At 69.2% G+C, this 17,051-nt stretch carries 16 protein-coding genes; 13 read left to right on the top strand and 3 right to left on the bottom strand.

The window, feature by feature from the left end:
• The first annotated feature begins 88 nt into the window (after positions 1–88).
• From J7I98_RS11600 to J7I98_RS11565, 8 genes are all read left to right on the top strand, one after another.
• Entirely contained in the window at positions 89–733 is a 645-nt protein-coding gene (locus J7I98_RS11600; protein WP_214920553.1) for an HAD family phosphatase, read from the top strand.
• Positions 734–776: 43 nt separating this feature from the next.
• Positions 777–1,982 (top strand): MFS transporter, encoded by a 1,206-nt coding sequence (locus J7I98_RS11595; protein ID WP_214920552.1) that lies wholly within the window; start codon positions 777–779, stop codon positions 1,980–1,982.
• Positions 1,951–3,126 carry an acetoin utilization protein AcuC gene (locus J7I98_RS11590; protein WP_214920551.1) on the top strand — a complete coding sequence of 392 codons (1,176 nt, stop codon included), beginning with the start codon at positions 1,951–1,953 and terminating at the stop codon, positions 3,124–3,126. The genes J7I98_RS11595 and J7I98_RS11590 overlap by 32 nt, the downstream gene beginning before the upstream one ends.
• A 650-nt stretch (positions 3,127–3,776) precedes the next feature.
• Positions 3,777–4,592: a phosphatase gene (locus tag J7I98_RS11585; RefSeq protein WP_214920550.1), complete on the top strand. Its 816-nt coding sequence runs from the start codon at positions 3,777–3,779 to the stop codon at positions 4,590–4,592.
• Positions 4,593–4,719: 127 nt separating this feature from the next.
• Positions 4,720–4,932, top strand: a complete 213-nt coding sequence (locus J7I98_RS11580) for a helix-turn-helix domain-containing protein (RefSeq protein ID WP_014046653.1) — start codon at positions 4,720–4,722, stop codon at positions 4,930–4,932.
• A 110-nt stretch (positions 4,933–5,042) separates the two neighbouring features.
• Positions 5,043–5,141: a 30S ribosomal protein bS22 gene (locus J7I98_RS11575; protein WP_003948845.1), complete on the top strand. Its 99-nt coding sequence runs from the start codon at positions 5,043–5,045 to the stop codon at positions 5,139–5,141.
• A gap of 171 nt (positions 5,142–5,312) precedes the next feature.
• The gene (locus tag J7I98_RS11570; RefSeq protein WP_214920549.1) at positions 5,313–6,353 is read left to right on the top strand and encodes an NAD-dependent epimerase/dehydratase family protein; all 1,041 of its coding nucleotides are present in this window, start codon (positions 5,313–5,315) and stop codon (positions 6,351–6,353) included.
• Position 6,354: 1 nt separating this feature from the next.
• A complete protein-coding gene (locus J7I98_RS11565; RefSeq protein ID WP_214920548.1) occupies positions 6,355–7,443 on the top strand; it encodes a lysophospholipid acyltransferase family protein in 1,089 nt (362 codons plus the stop codon).
• Between the two features lie 270 nt (positions 7,444–7,713).
• On the opposite strand, the gene J7I98_RS11560 is transcribed toward J7I98_RS11565, so the two are convergent.
• The 3 genes from J7I98_RS11560 to J7I98_RS11550 all read right to left on the bottom strand — a co-directional run bounded on the left by J7I98_RS11560 (position 7,714) and on the right by J7I98_RS11550 (position 11,257).
• The gene (locus J7I98_RS11560) at positions 7,714–8,922 is read right to left on the bottom strand and encodes a DUF5667 domain-containing protein (RefSeq protein ID WP_214920547.1); all 1,209 of its coding nucleotides are present in this window, start codon (positions 8,920–8,922) and stop codon (positions 7,714–7,716) included.
• Between the two features lie 223 nt (positions 8,923–9,145).
• Positions 9,146–9,931: an ECF subfamily RNA polymerase sigma factor, BldN family gene (locus J7I98_RS11555; RefSeq protein ID WP_214920546.1), complete on the bottom strand. Its 786-nt coding sequence runs from the start codon at positions 9,929–9,931 to the stop codon at positions 9,146–9,148.
• 372 nt (positions 9,932–10,303) lie between these two features.
• Complete coding sequence (locus tag J7I98_RS11550) at positions 10,304–11,257, bottom strand: HAD family phosphatase (RefSeq protein ID WP_214920545.1); 954 nt, start codon at positions 11,255–11,257, stop codon at positions 10,304–10,306.
• Between the two features lie 124 nt (positions 11,258–11,381).
• Between J7I98_RS11550 and J7I98_RS11545 the strand changes: the two genes are divergently transcribed.
• From J7I98_RS11545 to J7I98_RS11525, 5 genes are all read left to right on the top strand, one after another.
• On the top strand, positions 11,382–11,657 hold the full coding sequence (locus J7I98_RS11545; RefSeq protein WP_214920544.1) for a glutaredoxin family protein: 276 nt from the start codon (positions 11,382–11,384) through the stop codon (positions 11,655–11,657).
• A gap of 272 nt (positions 11,658–11,929) precedes the next feature.
• A complete protein-coding gene (locus tag J7I98_RS11540; protein ID WP_214920543.1) occupies positions 11,930–12,697 on the top strand; it encodes a redox-sensing transcriptional repressor Rex in 768 nt (255 codons plus the stop codon).
• Positions 12,694–14,313 (top strand): glutamyl-tRNA reductase, encoded by a 1,620-nt coding sequence (locus tag J7I98_RS11535; protein WP_214920542.1) that lies wholly within the window; start codon positions 12,694–12,696, stop codon positions 14,311–14,313. Before J7I98_RS11540 ends, J7I98_RS11535 begins: the two co-directional genes overlap by 4 nt.
• Complete coding sequence (gene hemC / locus J7I98_RS11530; RefSeq protein ID WP_214920541.1) at positions 14,310–15,266, top strand: hydroxymethylbilane synthase; 957 nt, start codon at positions 14,310–14,312, stop codon at positions 15,264–15,266. Before J7I98_RS11535 ends, hemC begins: the two co-directional genes overlap by 4 nt.
• A complete protein-coding gene (locus J7I98_RS11525) occupies positions 15,263–16,921 on the top strand; it encodes a bifunctional uroporphyrinogen-III C-methyltransferase/uroporphyrinogen-III synthase (protein WP_214920540.1) in 1,659 nt (552 codons plus the stop codon). The genes hemC and J7I98_RS11525 overlap by 4 nt, the downstream gene beginning before the upstream one ends.
• Positions 16,922–17,051 lie beyond the last annotated feature (130 nt).

The raw sequence follows: 17,051 nt of genomic DNA, 5'->3' as shown, positions 1-17,051 counted from the left end.
GAGTAGGACGCCGCCGAACAAATTTTTATGCCCCGGCCCCTGGACTTATGTCCAGGGGCCGGGGCTTTTTTGCGTTTAAGGTCGGGTCATGCGCTACGACCTCATCATCTTCGACAACGACGGCGTCCTCGTGGACAGCGAGGCGATCTCCAACTCCATCCTCGCCGGCTACCTGACCGAGCTCGGGCACCCCACCACGTACGAGGACTCTCTCCGCGACTACATGGGTGGTGCCGTGCACCGGATCCACGACCTCGTACTGGAGCGGACAGGGCAGCGGCTCGCCGAGGACTTCGACGACACGCTGCATGCCCGCATCTTCGCCGCGTTCCAGCGGGACCTGAAGCCTGTGCCGGGGGTCGAGGACTTCCTGGGGACGCTGGTCGCGGAGGGAGTTGCGTACTGTGTCGCGTCGTCCGGGAGTCATGAGCGGATCCGGGTCGGGCACCGGACGACTGGGCTCGACGAGTGGTTCGAGGACAGCTGGATCTTCAGCTCGCAGGACGTCGGGCGGGGGAAGCCGGATCCGGACCTCTATCTCTACGCCGCGGATCGAATGGGCGTACCGGCGGAGCGGTGTGTCGTGCTGGAGGACAGTCCGCTGGGGATCGACGCGGCCAGGGCGGCCGGGATGGATGTGTACGCCTTCACGTCGATGATGCCTGTCGACCGGCTCCCCGGGGCGACTGGCTACTTCTCCGACATGGGGCAGCTGCCGGGATTGCTTGCGTGATCCACCTACCCATGAGTAGGTGACGCGCCTACGCTGTGCGGCCATGACAGACGCGCGCCTGCGGCACGGCAGGGCTTCCTTGGGGTTGAGCTTCTTCGCGCAGGGCGTGGCTTTTGCGCTTCTGGTGACTCGGCTGCCTGCCATTCAGGACCGGTACGGGATATCCGACGCACTGCTTCCGGTCTTCCTGGCCGCGGTGCCGATTCTGGCGGGCGTGGGCAGTTTCGGGACCGAGCAGCTGGTGAAGCGGGTCAGGCCCAGCGCGGTCCTGAGGTGGTCCCAGCCGGTGGTGCTGCTGGCGCTGCTCGGGGTCGGGGCCGGCAGCGAGATGTGGCAAGTGGCCGTGGCGCTCGGGGCGTTCGGGCTTTCGGTGGGTGCGCTGGATGCGTCCATGAACATGCTGGGCGTCAGTCTTCAGCGGGCGTACGGGCGCAGCATCATGATCGGGTTTCATGCGGCGTACAGCCTTGGCGGGATCGCGGGGGCCTCGTTCGCTTGGGCCGGGGCGCACTGGGATCTGGCGCTGGTCGTCTCGTATCTGCCGGTGGTCGGGGTGCTGTTGCCGGGCGTGTTCGTCGGTAGCCGGTGGTACGTCGATGGTGAGGTTGGGGTCGCTGGGGAAGTTGGGGTAGAGGAGCCGGCGGCCCGGGGTGGGTTCAGGCTGCTGTTGCCGTTGTGTCTGGTGATGACCTTTGCGTATATCGGGGACTCGACTGTTTCGAACTGGAGCGCCAAGTATCTGGAGGACGTCCTCGGGTCGTCGGAGCAGACGGCGACCCTTCCGTACAACATTTACATGGTCACGACGCTGGTGGGGCGGGCTGTCGGGGACCTTGGTGTGCGGCGCTTCGGGGCTGTGGGTGTTGTGCGGTGCGGGACGCTTCTTGCTGCTGGTGGGTTCAGTGTGGTGGCGGTGGCGCCGGGGGTTGGGGTGGGGATGCTCGGGTTCACGATGCTCGGTTTCGGGCTTTGTGTGATCGTGCCTCAGACCTTTGCGGCGGCGGGGCGGTTGTTCCCGGGGGCACGTGGCAATGCGGCTATTGCTCGGCTCAATGTCTTCAATTACGTGGGGTTCCTCGTCGGGGCGCCTTTGGTGGGTGCGCTCGGGGAGGCTTGGAGCTATCGGGGGGCGATGTTCGTACCGATGGTTCTGGTCTTGGTGACGCTTGTGTACGCCCGGTCGTTCTCGGCGGAGGCCGACCGATACGGTGGCGGACATGAGCGGGCGCGCACTGTTGATGTGGGATGACGCGGTAACCGGATACGACTTCGGGGCGAGTCATCCGATGGATCCCGTCAGACTCGACCTGACCATGGGGCTGATCCGGGCGTACGGACTCGACCGGGCGGTTGATGTGGTCGCCGCGCCGGCCGCTGGGGACTCGACGCTGCGACTTGTGCACCGTGCGGAGTACGTGGCGGCGGTGCGGGCGGCTTCGGCGGATCCGCGGGCTGCGGATCAGGCGTATGGGCTGGGGACGGTTGATGATCCTGCGTTTGCCGGGATGCATGAGGCTTCTGCGCTGATCGCCGGGCAGTCGGTGGGGGCGGCGGAGGCGGTCTGGCGGGGCGAGGCGGCCCATGCGGTGAACTTCGCGGGCGGGCTGCATCATGCGATGCCGGGGAGTGCGGCCGGGTTCTGTATTTACAACGACCCGGCGTTGGCGATTGCGCGGCTGCTGGAGCTGGGGGCGGAGCGGGTCGCGTATGTGGACGTGGATGTGCATCACGGGGACGGGGTGCAGGCGGCGTTCTGGGAGGACCCGCGGGTTCTGACGGTGTCGCTGCATGAGCATCCGCAGACGCTGTTTCCGGGGACCGGGTGGCCGGAGGAGACGGGCGCGGCAGGTGCGGGGGAGGGCGGGGCCGTGAATGTGGCGCTGCCTGCGGGGACGGGGGATGCGGGGTGGTTGCGGGCGTTTCACGCGGTTGTGCCGGAGCTGCTGGCGGACTTTCGGCCGCAGGTGCTGGTTACGCAACACGGGGCCGATACGCATTTCGAGGATCCGCTGGCGCATCTGGCTGTTTCGCTGGATGCGCAGCGGGCTGTGCAGGCGGCGTGTCATGAGCTCGCCCATGAGTATGTGGAGGGTGGGTTGTGGGTTGCGCTGGGGGGCGGGGGATATGCGGTCGTGGACGTCGTACCTCGGTCTTGGACGCACCTGGTGGGGATTGCCGCGCATCGGCCGATTGAGCCGGAGTCGGTGATTCCGGCGTCTTGGCGGGACGAGGTGTATGCGCGGACGCGGCAGTTGGGGCCGGCGCGGATGACGGATGGGCGGACGCCGGCGTGGAAGGGGTGGGAGTCGGGTTACGACCCGGCGGACCGTCTCGACCAGGCGGTACGGGCGGCTCGGCGGGCGGCGTTTCCTTTGCGGGGGTTGTTGGCTTAGGGGGAGGGGTACGGTGCGTCGGCTGGGCGGCGGGGTGGGAGTGCGCGGTCTGGACGGTGCGGGTGCGCGGGGCGGTGCGGGTGGGGCCCCCGGCCCCCGGGGCCGGGGGAGCCGACGTGGGGCTGACGCCCCCACACCCCCCGGTGCGGCAGCTTCGCGCCGCAGGGCGGGGTGGCCGTTGGCTGTGTCGGCGTCGCGAGCGCAGAGCCGCAGACCCTGGAGTGCGGGCGCTCTGTGCCGTACGCCGAGCCCAGGTTCCCGCGCTTGGGGCGTTTCGCGGTGTGCGGTGCGCCGCGCTCAAGGTGAGCTGCCCCGCGTGCGGCTGCTTCGCGCCGCAGGGTGGGGTGGCCGTTGGCTGCCTCGGCGTCGCGCTCGCAGGACCGCGGGCCCTGGAGTACGGGCGCTTCGCGCCGTCGCCGAGCCCGGGCCCCGGGGTGCTTCGCACCATAGGCCGAGCCAGTCCTGGAGGTGGGTGCTTCGCGTCGTGCGCCGAGGCCAAGTCCCCGGGAGTACGGGCGCTTCGTGTCGTGCGGCATGGCGGGCTCTTGGTGGGTCTCCCCGCGTGTGCTGATCGGGTGGGGTTACGCCAACTGTGGGGCGTCCTTGGGGTTTTGGTGCGGGGTGGGTGGGGGTGCGGGAGCATCTGGAGGGTGTTGAGTACCGGCGCGCTTCGGGCGCATCTGTTGGCGGCTCGGTTGGCCGGGCCCGTGGCCACCTCCCGGGAGCAGAGCCTGCGGAGCTACCGGCTCTTCGCGGCGCGGGATCCGCGCGTTCTGCTCGGGCTGGATCCCGAACAGGCCTGGGGTGCGCGCGATGTGATGGCGCTCATGGCTGACAAGTGTGGGGTCTCCGGTGATCCGGGATGTGTCACGGGGGCTGATGTGATTGATCCCGAGCGGACGCTGGCCGGGCTCGATGCGTTCGCGGGGCGGCTGGCCGATGCCGCCGCGCGGCGGGTGCCGGTGTTGTTCGGGACCGGGCATCCGCACCGTTTGCTCGGGTTCTACGCCGGTCTCGCAGACGCCTTGTCGGCGGCGGGGTGCCTTGTCCTCACACCCGCGCAGGGGCGATGTGTCGACATAACGACCCGGTTCGGCGTACGCACGTACAACCTCGACTACGTACGAGGCGTCGCGCTGGTGCGCGAACCCGGCGCGCGAGGTGCCGCGAGTGTGACCGGCGCACACAGCCATTCGCCCCTCCCTGTTCGGGTCGCACTGGCCGCCCTGCGGGAGGGGGAAGGGGCGCTGCCCGGGCTGGTCGTCGGGGACCATGGGTGGGTCTGCGGTGCAGGTCAGTTGGGGTTTGAGGCCATTGGACTGGCCGATACCGATGATCCCGCGCTGTTCGTCGGTGAGGCTGAGGGGCGGGTGTCCGTCGCCGTTCCGCTTGATGACGCCGTGCGGTCTGATTACTACCGACCGCTTACTCGCTATGTACTCAATCGAGCGTGTCTGTCACGGTAGGCGTCGGATGGCTGCTCCTCTTCCCCACTCGCATCACCCGCCCCTAGTCTGGGAGTGAGCGCACAACGACGAAGAGTCACCGGAGGGGAAGCCGGTGCGCGTCGGGTGCGGAAGGTACAGGTGGGTCATGGCTGCTGGCAGCGAGAGGCCTCTCAACGAGGTCAAGTTTCTGACCGTGGCGGAAGTCGCCTCGGTGATGCGAGTGTCGAAGATGACCGTGTACCGCTTGGTGCACAGCGGTCATCTGCCGGCGATCCGGGTGGGCAGGTCCTTCCGGGTTCCGGAGCAAGCAGTTCACGAGTACCTCCGCGAGTCCTTTGTGGGGGTGGAATCGGCCTGACGGCGGCCTCGGATTACGTCCCTCTCTCGGTGGCGGGTAGGCTAGGCCCTCGTAGGTCGTGTGGGCCCAGACGCCCCGCACCGAGTGAAGAGAAGTGAGCGAGGGTAGTCGTGGGCTCTGTTATCAAGAAGCGGCGCAAGCGGATGGCCAAGAAGAAGCACCGCAAGCTGCTCAAGCGCACCCGCGTTCAGCGTCGTAACAAGAAGTAAGCGGCAGCTGTACGTGAAATCGCAGCCCTCCCACCGTCACGGTGGGAGGGCTGCGGTGCGTTCGGGTGGCTCCGTTTGTGTCTGCTGTCACTTCGGGTGCCGTGCGGTCATCACAGCGCAACATCCAACCGCTACGGTGGCGCTAGGGGAGTCCGAGGGAAGGCGCTGATCTTGGGCAAGGTCGTGCTCGTCACAGGTGTGGCCCGGCAACTGGGAGGCCGATTCGTACGGCGCGTCCAGCGTGATCCCGACGTCGACCGGGTGGTCGCCGTCGATGCGGTTCGGCCAGAGCATCACCTGGGTGGCGCAGACTTCGTCCAGGCGGACATCCGCCAGCCGGCCATCGCGCGTGTCCTGGCCGAGCACCGTGTCGACACCGTCGTGCACATGGACGTCACGGGTACGCCGCTGGGGACCGGTGGCAGCCGTGCGTCGGTCAAGGAGACCAACGTCATCGGCACCATGCAGCTGCTCGGTGCGTGCCAGAAGTCGCCGACCGTGAAGCGGCTCGTGGTCAAGTCCAGTACGAGTGTGTACGGGTCGGCGCCTCGCGATCCCGCGGTCTTCACCGAGACCACGACGCCCAAGTCGCTGCCCAGCGGCGGCTTCGCGAAGGACACGGTGGAGGTCGAGGGGTATGTACGGGGCTTCGCGCGCCGACGGCCCGATGTGGCGGTGTACGTGCTGCGTTTCGCGAACATCCTCGGGCCCAGCGCGGATTCTCCGCTCGCCGAGTACTTCTCGCTGCCGGTGCTGCCGACGGTCTTCGGTTACGACCCGCGGCTGCAGTTCGTGCACGAGGACGATGTCATCGACGTCCTGCGCATCGCCTCGCACGATCCCCGGCGCTCCACGATGAACAGCGGGACCTTCAACATCGCGGGTGACGGTGTCCTGCTGCTTTCGCAGTGCTCGCGGCGGCTCGGGCGGCCGACCGTGCCGGTGCTGCTGCCCGCGGTGACCTGGGTCGGGACCGCGCTGCGGACCGTCGGGGTGACCGATTTCTCGCCGGAGCAGATTCGGCTGCTCACGCACGGACGGGTCGTCAGGACCTCCCAGATGCGCGAGACCCTGGGTTTTGAGCCGAAGTGCACGACTGCGGAGACGTTCGAGGACTTCGCGCGCAGCCGGGGCGCGGGGCTGCTGCCGCCCGAGGGTATTGCCCGTACCGTCGACCGGCTCTCCACTTTCGTCAGCAAGGAGCGCACCTGACATGGCCGATGCGAAGGTCATTCCCTTCGGTGATGATCCGAGGACGAGGCGGGCCAGGCCCAAGTCCAAGGACGCGGCCGGCCCCGCGAAGGAGCCCAAGGGGAAACGGCCTCCGGGGCGCAAGGGGAGCCCGCTGGCGCCCGTACCGGAGCAGCAGTCGGACGAGCCGGACGTTGCCGTGCCGGCGGAGGCGGGGACGGCGCCGGAGGCGGCGAAGGCCCGGCAGAGTGTGAGTGAGGCGCGTACGGGCGGCGGGTGGGACCGGCGGATCGCGGGAGGGCTCGCGTTCTTGCGGCGGCGGCTCACCGGGGACTACGAGGTCGACGAGTTCGGGTACGACGAGGACCTCACCGACAAGGTCCTGATGTCGCTGATCAGGCCCCTGTACGAGAAGTACTTCCGGGTGGAGGTCAAGGGCATCGAGAACATCCCGTCGGAGGGCGGGGCGCTCATCGTCGCCAACCACTCCGGGACGCTGCCGCTGGACGGGCTCATGCTCCAGGCCGCGGTGCACGACAGCCATCCGGCGGGCCGGCACCTTCGGCTGCTCGCCGCTGACCTGGTGTTCATGCTGCCGGTGGTGAACGAGCTGGCCCGGAAGGCGGGGCACACCCTGGCGTGCGCGGAGGACGCGGAGGAGCTGCTGGGGCGGGGTGAGCTCGTCGGTGTGATGCCGGAGGGCTTCAAGGGGATCGGGAAGCCGTTCGGCGAGCGGTACAAGCTGCAGCGGTTCGGGCGTGGCGGGTTCGTTTCCACCGCGCTGCGGGCCGGGGCGCCGATTGTGCCGTGCTCGATCGTGGGGGCGGAGGAGATCTACCCGATGATCGGCAACGCGAAGACGCTGGCGCGGGTGCTGGGGATTCCGTACTTCCCGATCACGCCTACGTTCCCTTGGCTGGGGCCGTTGGGGGCGGTGCCGCTGCCGACGAAGTGGACGATTCAGTTCGGGGAGCCGATTCCTACGGATGGGTATCCGGCGGAGGCGGCGGAGGATCCGATGCTGATGTTCAACCTGACGGATCAGGTGCGGGAGCAGATCCAGCACACGCTCTACAAGCTGCTGGTGCAGCGGCGGTCCGTGTTCTTCTGACGAACCCGGGCCGGGACGGCGGCGGTGGGGCCCGACGGACGGAGTCCGTCGCAGTCGGCCGAAGCCCGTGAGGCCCCTGGGGCCGATCGGTGCGAGGGCGGCCGGGGGGAGGGGCCAAGCTGCTGGTGCGGCGGCGGTCCGTGTTTCTTCTGACGAACCCTGGCCGGGACGGCAGCGGTCCGTGTTCTTCTGACGTCCGACAGGCCGGGTAAGAGTGTGGGCCCGGTCTCCGGGGAGAGCGGGCCCACTGTGGTGCGTATACGTGCGGTGTTACTGCGCTTCCGTTCCGTCCACGTTCAGGCCCGGGATGATTCCGGGCAGCAGTGGCGGGAGCGTTACGTCGGGAGTCTGGGGATTCAAGGGGTTGTGGTCGGAGGAAGGGGCCGACGGGTGTGCCTCGTGCGGCGGCGGGTTCAGCAGGTCGCCTGCGCCGCCGTTCAGGAGGCCGTCGTCCTTGGAACTGTGTGAGGCGGACGGGCGGGGCTTGCTGTCGCCGCCCGTACGGCCTCCGGAGGACGTTGTCGTGGAGGGGGCGGGGCGGTTCGTGCCCGATGTGCCGCCCGTACGGTCCTGGGTGGAGCCGCGGCGGTCCGTGGTGCTGCGGCCGGACTCCGGGGCGCGGGGAAGCAGCGACTGCAGCGGGGCCACCTCTTGGTCTATGGCGTCGAAGACCGAGCTCACCTGGTTGCCGACGTCGGTGAGTTGGACAGGCAGCCGACCGCGGAGGCTGCTCCAAGCCTCGCGGTGCGACTTGGCGAAGGACGACAGGGCCTGGATCGGGCCCATCGAGCCGTCTCGTTCGTAGGCCTCGTGGAGAAGGCGGTGGCCCTCGCCGGCGTCGTGCGTCATCCCGCTCAGGGTGCGCCTGACCTCGCCCAGCTGTTCGTGGTCGAGCTCGGACTCGCGGCCGCGTTCCATGAGGCGGCGTGCCTCGTGGAGGCGGGTGGACGCCTGGTCGAGGTAGAGCTGGCCACGGTCGGCGTCGCCGCCGGCCATGCCGCGTTTGACGTCTTCCATGCCGCGCTTCAGCCCGTACAGCGAATCACCTGGCAGCGCGTCGGAACTTGCAGCGGCCACGCCGCTGAAGGCTCCTGCTGCCACACCGACGGTGAGTCCGCCCGCGGCGATGCCCTTCGACCAGCGGGAGCGCGGGCGCAGCTTCCGGAGCGGAGATGCCCGATGGGCGCCCCGGCCGTCCGTCCGTTGCTTGGGCACCATAGGGCCCGCGGACGCACCGCCCTCGGCGACCATTGCTTCCATGGCGGCGATGAGTTGCGCCCGCTGGACGATCTTGACCTCGGGGTCCAACTCCGGTGACGGCAGCTCGCCGAGACCGTTCGCCAGGGCCAAGAGCCTTGTGGACTCTGGCCCTTCGGCCGTTTCTTCGGGCTGATCTGCCGCCGTGCCCTGGGGCGTCTGAGCCTCCAGGGCCTGGGCGAAGGCGTTCGCCCGCCGGTGTGCCGATACGTTCGCGATCACTGGCGGCACCTCCTCTCGTCATGACGATCGACTCCCCTGGGGGTCCGGAAGGTTGCACGCCTTGAGCACATCCACACGATTGAGTGAGTGGCTGCGGACATGGCGTGACCGCAGGGAGCCTGCATCCCGCACAACGAGCGTGTCGGCACTTGGGTTACGCGCGAAAGATGATCCGACCACAGCGTCATGAAGGCGTCACAGAGTGTGAGTTGTGGTCGGCCGGTCAGCGGGCATCGTCGGGAAGGAGCCGGGCCAGTGTCCTGACGGCCCGGTACTGGAGGGTCTTGATCGCGCCCTCGTTCTTGCCCATCACGCGGGCGGTCTCGGCGACCGAGAGGCCCTGGAGGAAGCGCAGGGTCACACACTCCTGCTGCTGCGGGTTGAGCTTGCGGACCGCTTCCAGGAGTGCGGCGTTGGACAGGGATTCGAGGACGGAGTCCTCTGGGCTGCGCTCGACCTCGTTGGCGTCGAGCATTTCGCCGGTGGTCACTTCGAGACGGAATCGGCTCGATTTGAAGTGGTCGGCGACCAGGTTGCGGGCGATAGTGACCAGCCAGGCGCCGAAGTCCCGGCCCTGCCAGGTGAAGGTGGAGATGCGGCGCAGGGCGCGCAGGAACGTCTCGCTTGTGAGGTCTTCCGCGGTCGCCTTTCCCCCGACGCGGTAGTAGATGTAGCGGTAGACCGTGTCGCTGTACTGGTCGTAGAGGCGGCCGAATGCATCGGCCTCGCCGGCCTGAGCGCGTTCGACGAGGTCCATCATGCGGGCGCTGTCGCTGTCGGCGCTGGGCCGGCGGGCGGTGGACGTACCGGTGGCTGAGCCGGCGCCGCGGCTGCGTCTGCCGACCGCCGCACCGCCGTCGGCCAGGGCATAGCAGGGGCCGACAAGTGCAGCAGGGGTGGCAAGGGCGGGGACGGCGTACGCGGTGGGGACGAAGCCGCGCAAGCGGTCGACGACCGTTGCGCGCAGCGTAGCCAGGCCCGAGGCGTCAACCCCGACATGTGGGTACACGGGACTCCCAGAGGCAGAGCTTCCAACACGTTCAGTGCGGGACCGGTCACTCGTCGTGCTGGTGAGTGGGGTCCGGTATGCGTCTGAGGAGAATAACGCTTCGTACAGGCAGTGCTACACCCAGTTGCTCAAATCATCGATTCCGTCGCTTCTGTTACGTCTATGCGGCGGATCCGGACACGGATTGTGACCGGTTGTTGATCGAATTACTTCGTCTTCTGCTTGAATCCGGGATCTGTTGTGCCCGAGTGGGAGCAACGAGACTGGCGGGAGCCCGGCAGGGGTAGAAGCCCAGGATTGCCTGAAGGGGCCCCGCGTGCCTTACGCGTGCCCCTGTGTGTGGCTGGTGTTCGAGTTGTGGCCTCAGCGGCCTCAGTGGCGGCGGCGGTGCAGCGCCATCGCGGCCGCCGTGCCGCCGGCGATGGCGCCGAGCCCGGCGGCCGCCGGGATGCCGACCTTGGCGGCCTTGCGGCCGGTCCGGTAGTCGCGCAGGCGCCACTCGCGGTCGCGGGCGTGCTTGCGGAGCTTGGTGTCGGGGTTGATCGCGTACGGGTGTCCGACCAGCGAGAGCATAGGGATGTCGTTGTGCGAATCGCTGTACGCCGCGCAGCGGGCCAGGTCCAGGCCCTCGGCGGCGGCCAGGGCGCGGACCGCCTCGGCCTTCGCGGGCCCGTGCAGCGGCTCGCCCACCAGCTTGCCGGTGTAGACGCCGTCGACGGACTCGGCGACCGTGCCCAGCGCGCCGGTCAGGCCCAGGCGGCGGGCGATGATCGTCGCGGTCTCGACGGGGGCGGCCGTGACCAGCCAGACCTTCTGGCCCGCGTCGAGGTGCGCCTCGGCGAGGGCGCGGGTGCCGGGCCAGATGCGCTCGGCCATGTACTCGTCGTAGATCTCCTCGCCGATGGACATCAGCTCGGAGACGCGGTGGCCCTTCACGATGGACAGCGCGCTGTCGCGGGCGTCCTGCATGTGCTCCGGGTCCTCGACGCCGGCCAGCCGGAACCACGCCTGCTGCCAGGCGAAGCGGGCCAGCTCCTGGCGCTGGAAGAACTTCCGCTTGTAGAGGCCGCGGCCGAAGTGGAAGATCGCGGCGCCCTGCATGACGGTGTTGTCGAGGTCGAAGAAAGCGGCGGCCCGCTCGTCTCCGACGACCGGGAACTCCGGTTCCAGCTGCCCGCCGTCTCTGTCTTCCCGGCGGTCCTGCCGTTCCAGCTGTTCCTGCTCCTGCGAGGTTTTGCGTGCTGCCTCGGCTGCTGCCTCTCCCGCCAGCACGCTCCGGGCAGTCGCGGAGCGCCTACGGGGGCTGAGCCATCCCAGTGCGGCCATGTCGTGAGCATAGCCAGTTTGTTCGGTACTTCCCGACACGCCGGGATGCGGTGGCGTGAACTCTCAGGGACGCCGGTGTTACACGGGCGAAGGGGGCATGGCCGTACGGGGCCACAATGGCGGGATGAGTCCCTTGCTGCGACGTACTAAGCGGAAGCCCGGCGAGCGGTTGGTCACGCTGGTCGGCAAGCCCGGCTGTCACCTCTGTGACGACGCGCGGGAAGTGGTCAGTGCGGTGTGCGGGGAGCTCGGGGTGCCCTGGGAGGAGAAGGACATCACGCAGGACGAGGCGTTGAACCGGGCTTACTGGGAGCAGATCCCGGTCGTCCTGGTCGACGGCGAGCAGCACACCTTCTGGCGCGTGGACGCGGGGAGGCTGCGCAAGGAGCTGGGTGGCTGACCGAAAGACAGCTACCATCATGGGCGATTTGGGCGGTCTCGGGGGCGTGGTCGTGAGGAGTGTGTACGGTTTTGCCCCCTTCGGGTTTTCAACGAGCCCGCGCGGTCCGAGGTTCCAGGATTGAGCGGCCGGTGTGCGTGACCCCGGTCACTTTGCACGGACAAAACGGACACTATCTTTGTGCACGCGTTCACAAAGGCATAGCCTGCTTGCGACGGGGCGGTCCTGGGACATACGGCCGCCTGCAGCCCCGCTCATCCCGCAGGAGCACCGTGGCAACTGGCCGAACACACCGACCGGCGACCCGTAGCCGAGGCATTCCCGAGGCCACCGTCGCCCGCCTTCCGCTGTATCTGCGCGCCCTGACCGCGCTCTCCGAGCGCTCGGTACCCACGGTCTCCTCCGAGGAGCTCGCGGCCGCCGCGGGGGTCAACTCCGCGAAGCTGCGCAAGGACTTCTCGTACCTCGGGTCCTACGGGACGCGTGGGGTCGGGTACGACGTCGAGTACCTCGTGTACCAGATCTCCCGTGAGCTGGGCCTCACTCAGGACTGGCCGGTTGTCATCGTCGGTATCGGTAACCTCGGCGCCGCGCTCGCCAACTACGGCGGCTTCGCCTCCCGTGGTTTCCGTGTCGCCGCGCTGCTCGACGCCGACCCCGCGCTGGCCGGGAAGCCGGTCGCCGGGATGCCGGTGCAGCACACCGACGATCTCGAAAAGATCATCGAGGAGAACGGCGTCTCCATCGGCGTCATCGCGACCCCGGCCGGCGCCGCCCAGCAGGTCAGCGAGCGGCTCATCGCCGCCGGTGTGACCTCGATCCTGAACTTCGCGCCCACCGTGCTGTCCGTGCCGGACGGTGTCGACGTGCGCAAGGTGGACCTGTCCATCGAGCTCCAGATCCTCGCCTTCCACGAGCAGCGCAAGGCCGGCGAGGAAGCCGCGGCCGAGGCGGCGGGCACGCCGCCCGCCATGCGCGGCGGTTCGGCCGCGAGCCGGAAGGGACCCGACGGGGACGTCCCCGCCGTGATGCCGGCATGAGTCTTCTGGTTGTCGGGCTGAGCCACCGCAGCGCTCCGGTCAGTGTGCTGGAGCGGGCGTCGCTGGCTGCCGATACGCAGGGCAAGCTCCTCCAGGACACGCTCGCCTCGGAGCCGGCGGTCGAGGCCGCCGTACTCGCGACGTGCAACCGCATCGAGCTGTACGCCGACGTGGACAAGTTCCACGCCGGTGTCGCCGAGCTGTCCACGCTGCTCGCGCAGCACAGCGGCGTCGGGCTCGAAGAGCTCACTCCGTATCTCTACGTGCACTACGAGGACCGGGCCGTCCACCACCTCTTCTCGGTGGCGTGCGGGCTGGATTCGATGGTCGTCGGCGAGGGCCAGATCCTCGGCCAGATCAAGGACGCGCTCGCGCTGGGGCAGGAGCTCCACACCGCGGGCCGGCTCCTCAACGACCTCTTCCAGCAGGCGCTGCGCGTCGGCAAGCGGGCGCACTCCGAGACCGGCATCGACCGGGCCGGGCAGTCGCTCGTCACCTTCGGTCTTGAGCAGTTCGCGGCCGGTGAGCCGGTCGCCGAGTGGGCGGCGGGCAAGCGGGCGCTAGTGATCGGCGCGGGCTCGATGTCCTCGCTGGCCGCGGCGACGCTCGTACGTACCGGAGTGGCCGAGGTTGTCATCGCCAACCGCACTCAGGCGCGGGCCGAGCGGCTGGCGGAGATCCTCACGGAGTCCGGCGGCGTGGCGCGTGCGGTTCCGATGGCTGATGTGGCACGGGAGCTGACACGAGTCGACATCGCCGTGTCCTGCACCGGTGCGACCGGTCTCGTCCTGACGGCCGAGAGCGTCGCGACGGCGCTCGGCGTGTCGCTCGATGTGCCGCGGGAGCAGCTCGCGCGGGACCGTGATCGTGCGGAGACGCCGGTGGCTCATGGTGCGGGCGCGTCGGCTGGCGCCGATGTGGCGCCCGGCTGCCCGCTCGACGCCGAGGCCCTGGCCGAGGCCGGTTCTGCCGCCGCCGTGCCGCAGGCCCGGCAGAGCACCGACGCCGGTTCGCTCGAACTGCACGGCGCCTGGGCCGACAACGGCACCGCCGTCATGCAGGGCCGCGTGCGCGAGCAGGGCGGCGTACCCCGTCGTGGGCCCACCCGGCTCGCGCTGCTCGACCTCGCCATGCCGCGGGACATCGACGGCGGCGTGCACCGGCTCGACGGCGTACGGCTCGTGGACATCGAGTCGCTGGCCGACGCTTCCGCCGACGCGCCGATGGCCGCCGATGTGGACCAGGTGCGGACCATCGTGTCCGACGAGGTCGCGGCCTTCGGGGCGGCCCAGCGCGCCGCGCAGATCACGCCCACGGTCGTGGCCCTGCGCAGCATGGCCGCCGACGTGGTGACGAACGAGGTCGCCCGGCTCGAAGGCCGGCTTCCCGGACTGGACGACAAGCAGCGCGCCGAGATCACGCAGACCGTGCGCCGCGTCGTCGACAAGCTCCTGCACGCGCCCACCGTGCGGGTCAAGCAGCTCGCGAGCGAGCCCGGCGGCGCCGGGTACGCGGACGCGCTGCGCGAACTCTTCGACCTCGACCCGCAGACGGTTGCCGCCGTCAGCCGGGCCGACCTGAACGACACCGACGGTGGGAATCGAGGGCGGGCATGACCAATGCCTTGAAGCTTGGGACCAGGCGCAGCAAGCTCGCCATGGCCCAGTCCGGACACGTCGCCGAGGCGGTGCGCCAGATCACGGGGCGCCCCGTCGAGCTGGTGGAGATCACCACGTTCGGAGACGTCTCGCGCGAGCATCTCGCGCAGATCGGCGGCACCGGTGTGTTCGTCACCGCTCTGCGCGACGCGCTGCTGAGGGGTGAGGTGGACTTCGCCGTGCACTCCCTCAAGGATCTGCCGACCGCCCAGCCGGACGACCTCACGCTGGCCGCCGTGCCGAAGCGGGAGGATCCGCGTGACGTCCTCGTCGCGCGCGACGGGCTCACCTTCGCGGAGCTCCCGGCCGGGTCCCGCGTGGGCACCGGATCGCCGCGCCGCATGGCGCAGCTCAATGCGTACGCGCGCAGCCACGGACTCGACATCGAGACCGTGCCGATCCGCGGCAACATCGACACTCGTGTCGGATTCGTACGGAGCGGGGAACTGGATGCGGTGGTCCTGGCCGCCGCCGGCCTCAACCGCATCGGCAGGGCCGACGAGGTGACCGAGATTCTCTCGGTCGACATGGTCCTGCCTGCCCCCGGCCAGGGGGCCCTGGCAATCGAGTGCGCCGCCACGAGCGTCGACCTCGCTGCCGCGCTCGCCGAGCTCGACGACCCGCACACGCGGGCCGCCGTGACCGCCGAGCGATCCCTGCTCGCCGCCCTGGAGGCCGGTTGCAGTGCACCTGTGGGTGCACTGGCCGACCTGCTGGCCGACGGACAGGTTGTCAACGAAATGCGCCTGCGGGGTGTCGTCGGTACGACCGACGGTTCCACGCTGGTGCAGCTGTCCACTACCGGTCCCGTACCCACGTCGCACAACGACGCGATCACTCTCGGACGCGAACTCGCGGACGAGATGCTCGCGAAGGGTGCGGCCGGTCTTATGGGGGAGCGAGCACAATGAGCCCCACCACCTCTGTACCTTCGGCGTTCTCCGTATCAGGGCACGTCACTTTTCTCGGCGCCGGGCCCGGTGATCCGGGTCTGCTGACCTTGCGTGCCGTCGAGGCGCTGGCGGGGGCGGACGTCCTGATCGCCGAGCCCCATGTGCTCGATGTCGTACGCAGTCATGTCAGGGCGGGCGTAAGCACGCCGCAGCTGACGGTGATTGACGATGCGTCAACTGCCGCTGGAATCCCCGCCATCAGGGATGCGGTCAATCTTGTCATGGAGGCCGCGAGGAGCGGCAGGCGGGTCGTTCGTGCCGTCTCCGGCGACCCCGGCCTCGACGGCAACGCCGGCGAGGAGATGCTCGCCTGCGCCGCCGAAGGCATCCCCTTCGAGGTCGTGCCGGGCATCGCGTCGGGCGTCGGCGTGCCCGCGTACGCTGGTGTGCCGCTGCGCGACGGGCGGGGCGCCGATGTGCGCTTCGTGGATGCCCGTACCGCGGACGACAGATGCTGGGCCGAGATCGGATCCAGCGACGCCACGGCTGTCGTTTCCACGACGCTGGACTCTGTGGCGGCGGCCGCGGGAGAGCTCGTTTCGGCCGGGCGCAAGCCCGATACGCCGATGAGCGTGACGGTGGCCGGTACGACGACCAGGCAGCGCACCTGGAACGCGACGCTCGGCACGGTCGCCCAGGTTCTGAAGCAGGCCAAGGTGCTGCCGTCGCCGGACGGCCACCAGCCCGTCATAGCCGTGGTCGGTGAGCGCAGCGCCGCTGCTCAGCGTGAGCAGTTGTCGTGGTTCGAGTCGAAGCCGCTGTTCGGGTGGCGGGTGCTCGTTCCGCGTACGAAGGAGCAGGCGGCGTCGCTCTCCGACCAGCTCAGGTCTTACGGGGCCGTGCCGCACGAGGTGCCGACGATCGCTGTCGAGCCGCCGCGCACGCCCCAGCAGATGGAGCGGGCGGTCAAGGGGCTCGTCACCGGGCGGTACGAGTGGATCGCTTTCACGAGCGTGAATGCTGTCAAGGCCGTCCGGGAGAAGTTCGAGGAGTACGGGCTCGATGCCCGTGCTTTCGCGGGGATCAAGGTCGCTGCGGTGGGCGAGCAGACGGCCGCCTCGCTGGTCGAGTTCGGTGTGAAGCCGGATCTCGTGCCGAGTGGTGAGCAGTCGGCTGCGGGGCTGCTGGAGGACTGGCCGCCCTACGACCCCGTTTTCGATCCGATCGACCGTGTTTTCCTGCCGCGGGCCGACATCGCGACCGAGACGCTGGTCGCCGGCTTGATCGAGCTCGGGTGGGAGGTCGACGACGTCACCGCCTACCGGACCGTGCGTGCGTCGCCGCCGCCGGCCGATACGCGGGAGGCGATCAAGGGGGGCGGCTTCGATGCGGTGCTGTTCACGTCGTCGAGTACGGTCCGCAACCTCGTGGGCATTGCGGGTAAGCCGCACAACGTGACGGTGATTGCGTGCATCGGGCCCGCGACCGCGAAGACCGCGGAGGAGCACGGGCTCCGGGTCGATGTGCTTTCGCCGGAGCCGTCCGTGCACAAGCTGGCGGAGGCGCTCGCGGAGTTCGGTGCGCAGCGGCGGATGGCGGCGGTCGAGGCGGGGGAGCATGTGACCCGGCCTAGTGAGCGGCGGCCTGGGTCTCGGCGACGGCGTACGACGTAGCTGTGCGGGGCGGTGGGGTGTGGGTTGCCTGCGGCGCCTTCCCCTCCCCGCCCCTTCCCGAAACTGGGGCTCTGCCCCAGACCCCGGTCCTCAAACGCCGGACGGCTGAAAGCGTGCCGACGGCGTGACG

It is taken from the genome of Streptomyces sp. ISL-98 (assembly GCF_018614055.1).
GTDB classification, from domain to species: Bacteria; Actinomycetota; Actinomycetes; order Streptomycetales; family Streptomycetaceae; genus Streptomyces; species Streptomyces spiramyceticus.
Note: the sequence above shows the minus strand (reverse complement) of the source record. Positions and strands in the feature narration are given on the sequence as shown.

Excerpts from the sequence above, each read along its gene's own strand:
- J7I98_RS11580 (WP_014046653.1), top strand. The coding sequence starts at position 4,720 with ATGGCTGCTGGCAGCGAGAGGCCTCTCAACGAGGTCAAGTTTCTGACC.
- hemC (WP_214920541.1), top strand. The coding sequence starts at position 14,310 with ATGACCAATGCCTTGAAGCTTGGGACCAGGCGCAGCAAGCTCGCCATG.
- J7I98_RS11590 (WP_214920551.1), top strand. The coding sequence starts at position 1,951 with ATGAGCGGGCGCGCACTGTTGATGTGGGATGACGCGGTAACCGGATAC.
- J7I98_RS11600 (WP_214920553.1), top strand. The coding sequence starts at position 89 with ATGCGCTACGACCTCATCATCTTCGACAACGACGGCGTCCTCGTGGAC.
- J7I98_RS11550 (WP_214920545.1), bottom strand. The coding sequence starts at position 11,257 with ATGGCCGCACTGGGATGGCTCAGCCCCCGTAGGCGCTCCGCGACTGCC.
- J7I98_RS11525 (WP_214920540.1), top strand. The coding sequence starts at position 15,263 with ATGAGCCCCACCACCTCTGTACCTTCGGCGTTCTCCGTATCAGGGCAC.
- J7I98_RS11565 (WP_214920548.1), top strand. The coding sequence starts at position 6,355 with ATGGCCGATGCGAAGGTCATTCCCTTCGGTGATGATCCGAGGACGAGG.
- J7I98_RS11545 (WP_214920544.1), top strand. The coding sequence starts at position 11,382 with ATGAGTCCCTTGCTGCGACGTACTAAGCGGAAGCCCGGCGAGCGGTTG.
- J7I98_RS11535 (WP_214920542.1), top strand. The coding sequence starts at position 12,694 with ATGAGTCTTCTGGTTGTCGGGCTGAGCCACCGCAGCGCTCCGGTCAGT.
- J7I98_RS11595 (WP_214920552.1), top strand. The coding sequence starts at position 777 with ATGACAGACGCGCGCCTGCGGCACGGCAGGGCTTCCTTGGGGTTGAGC.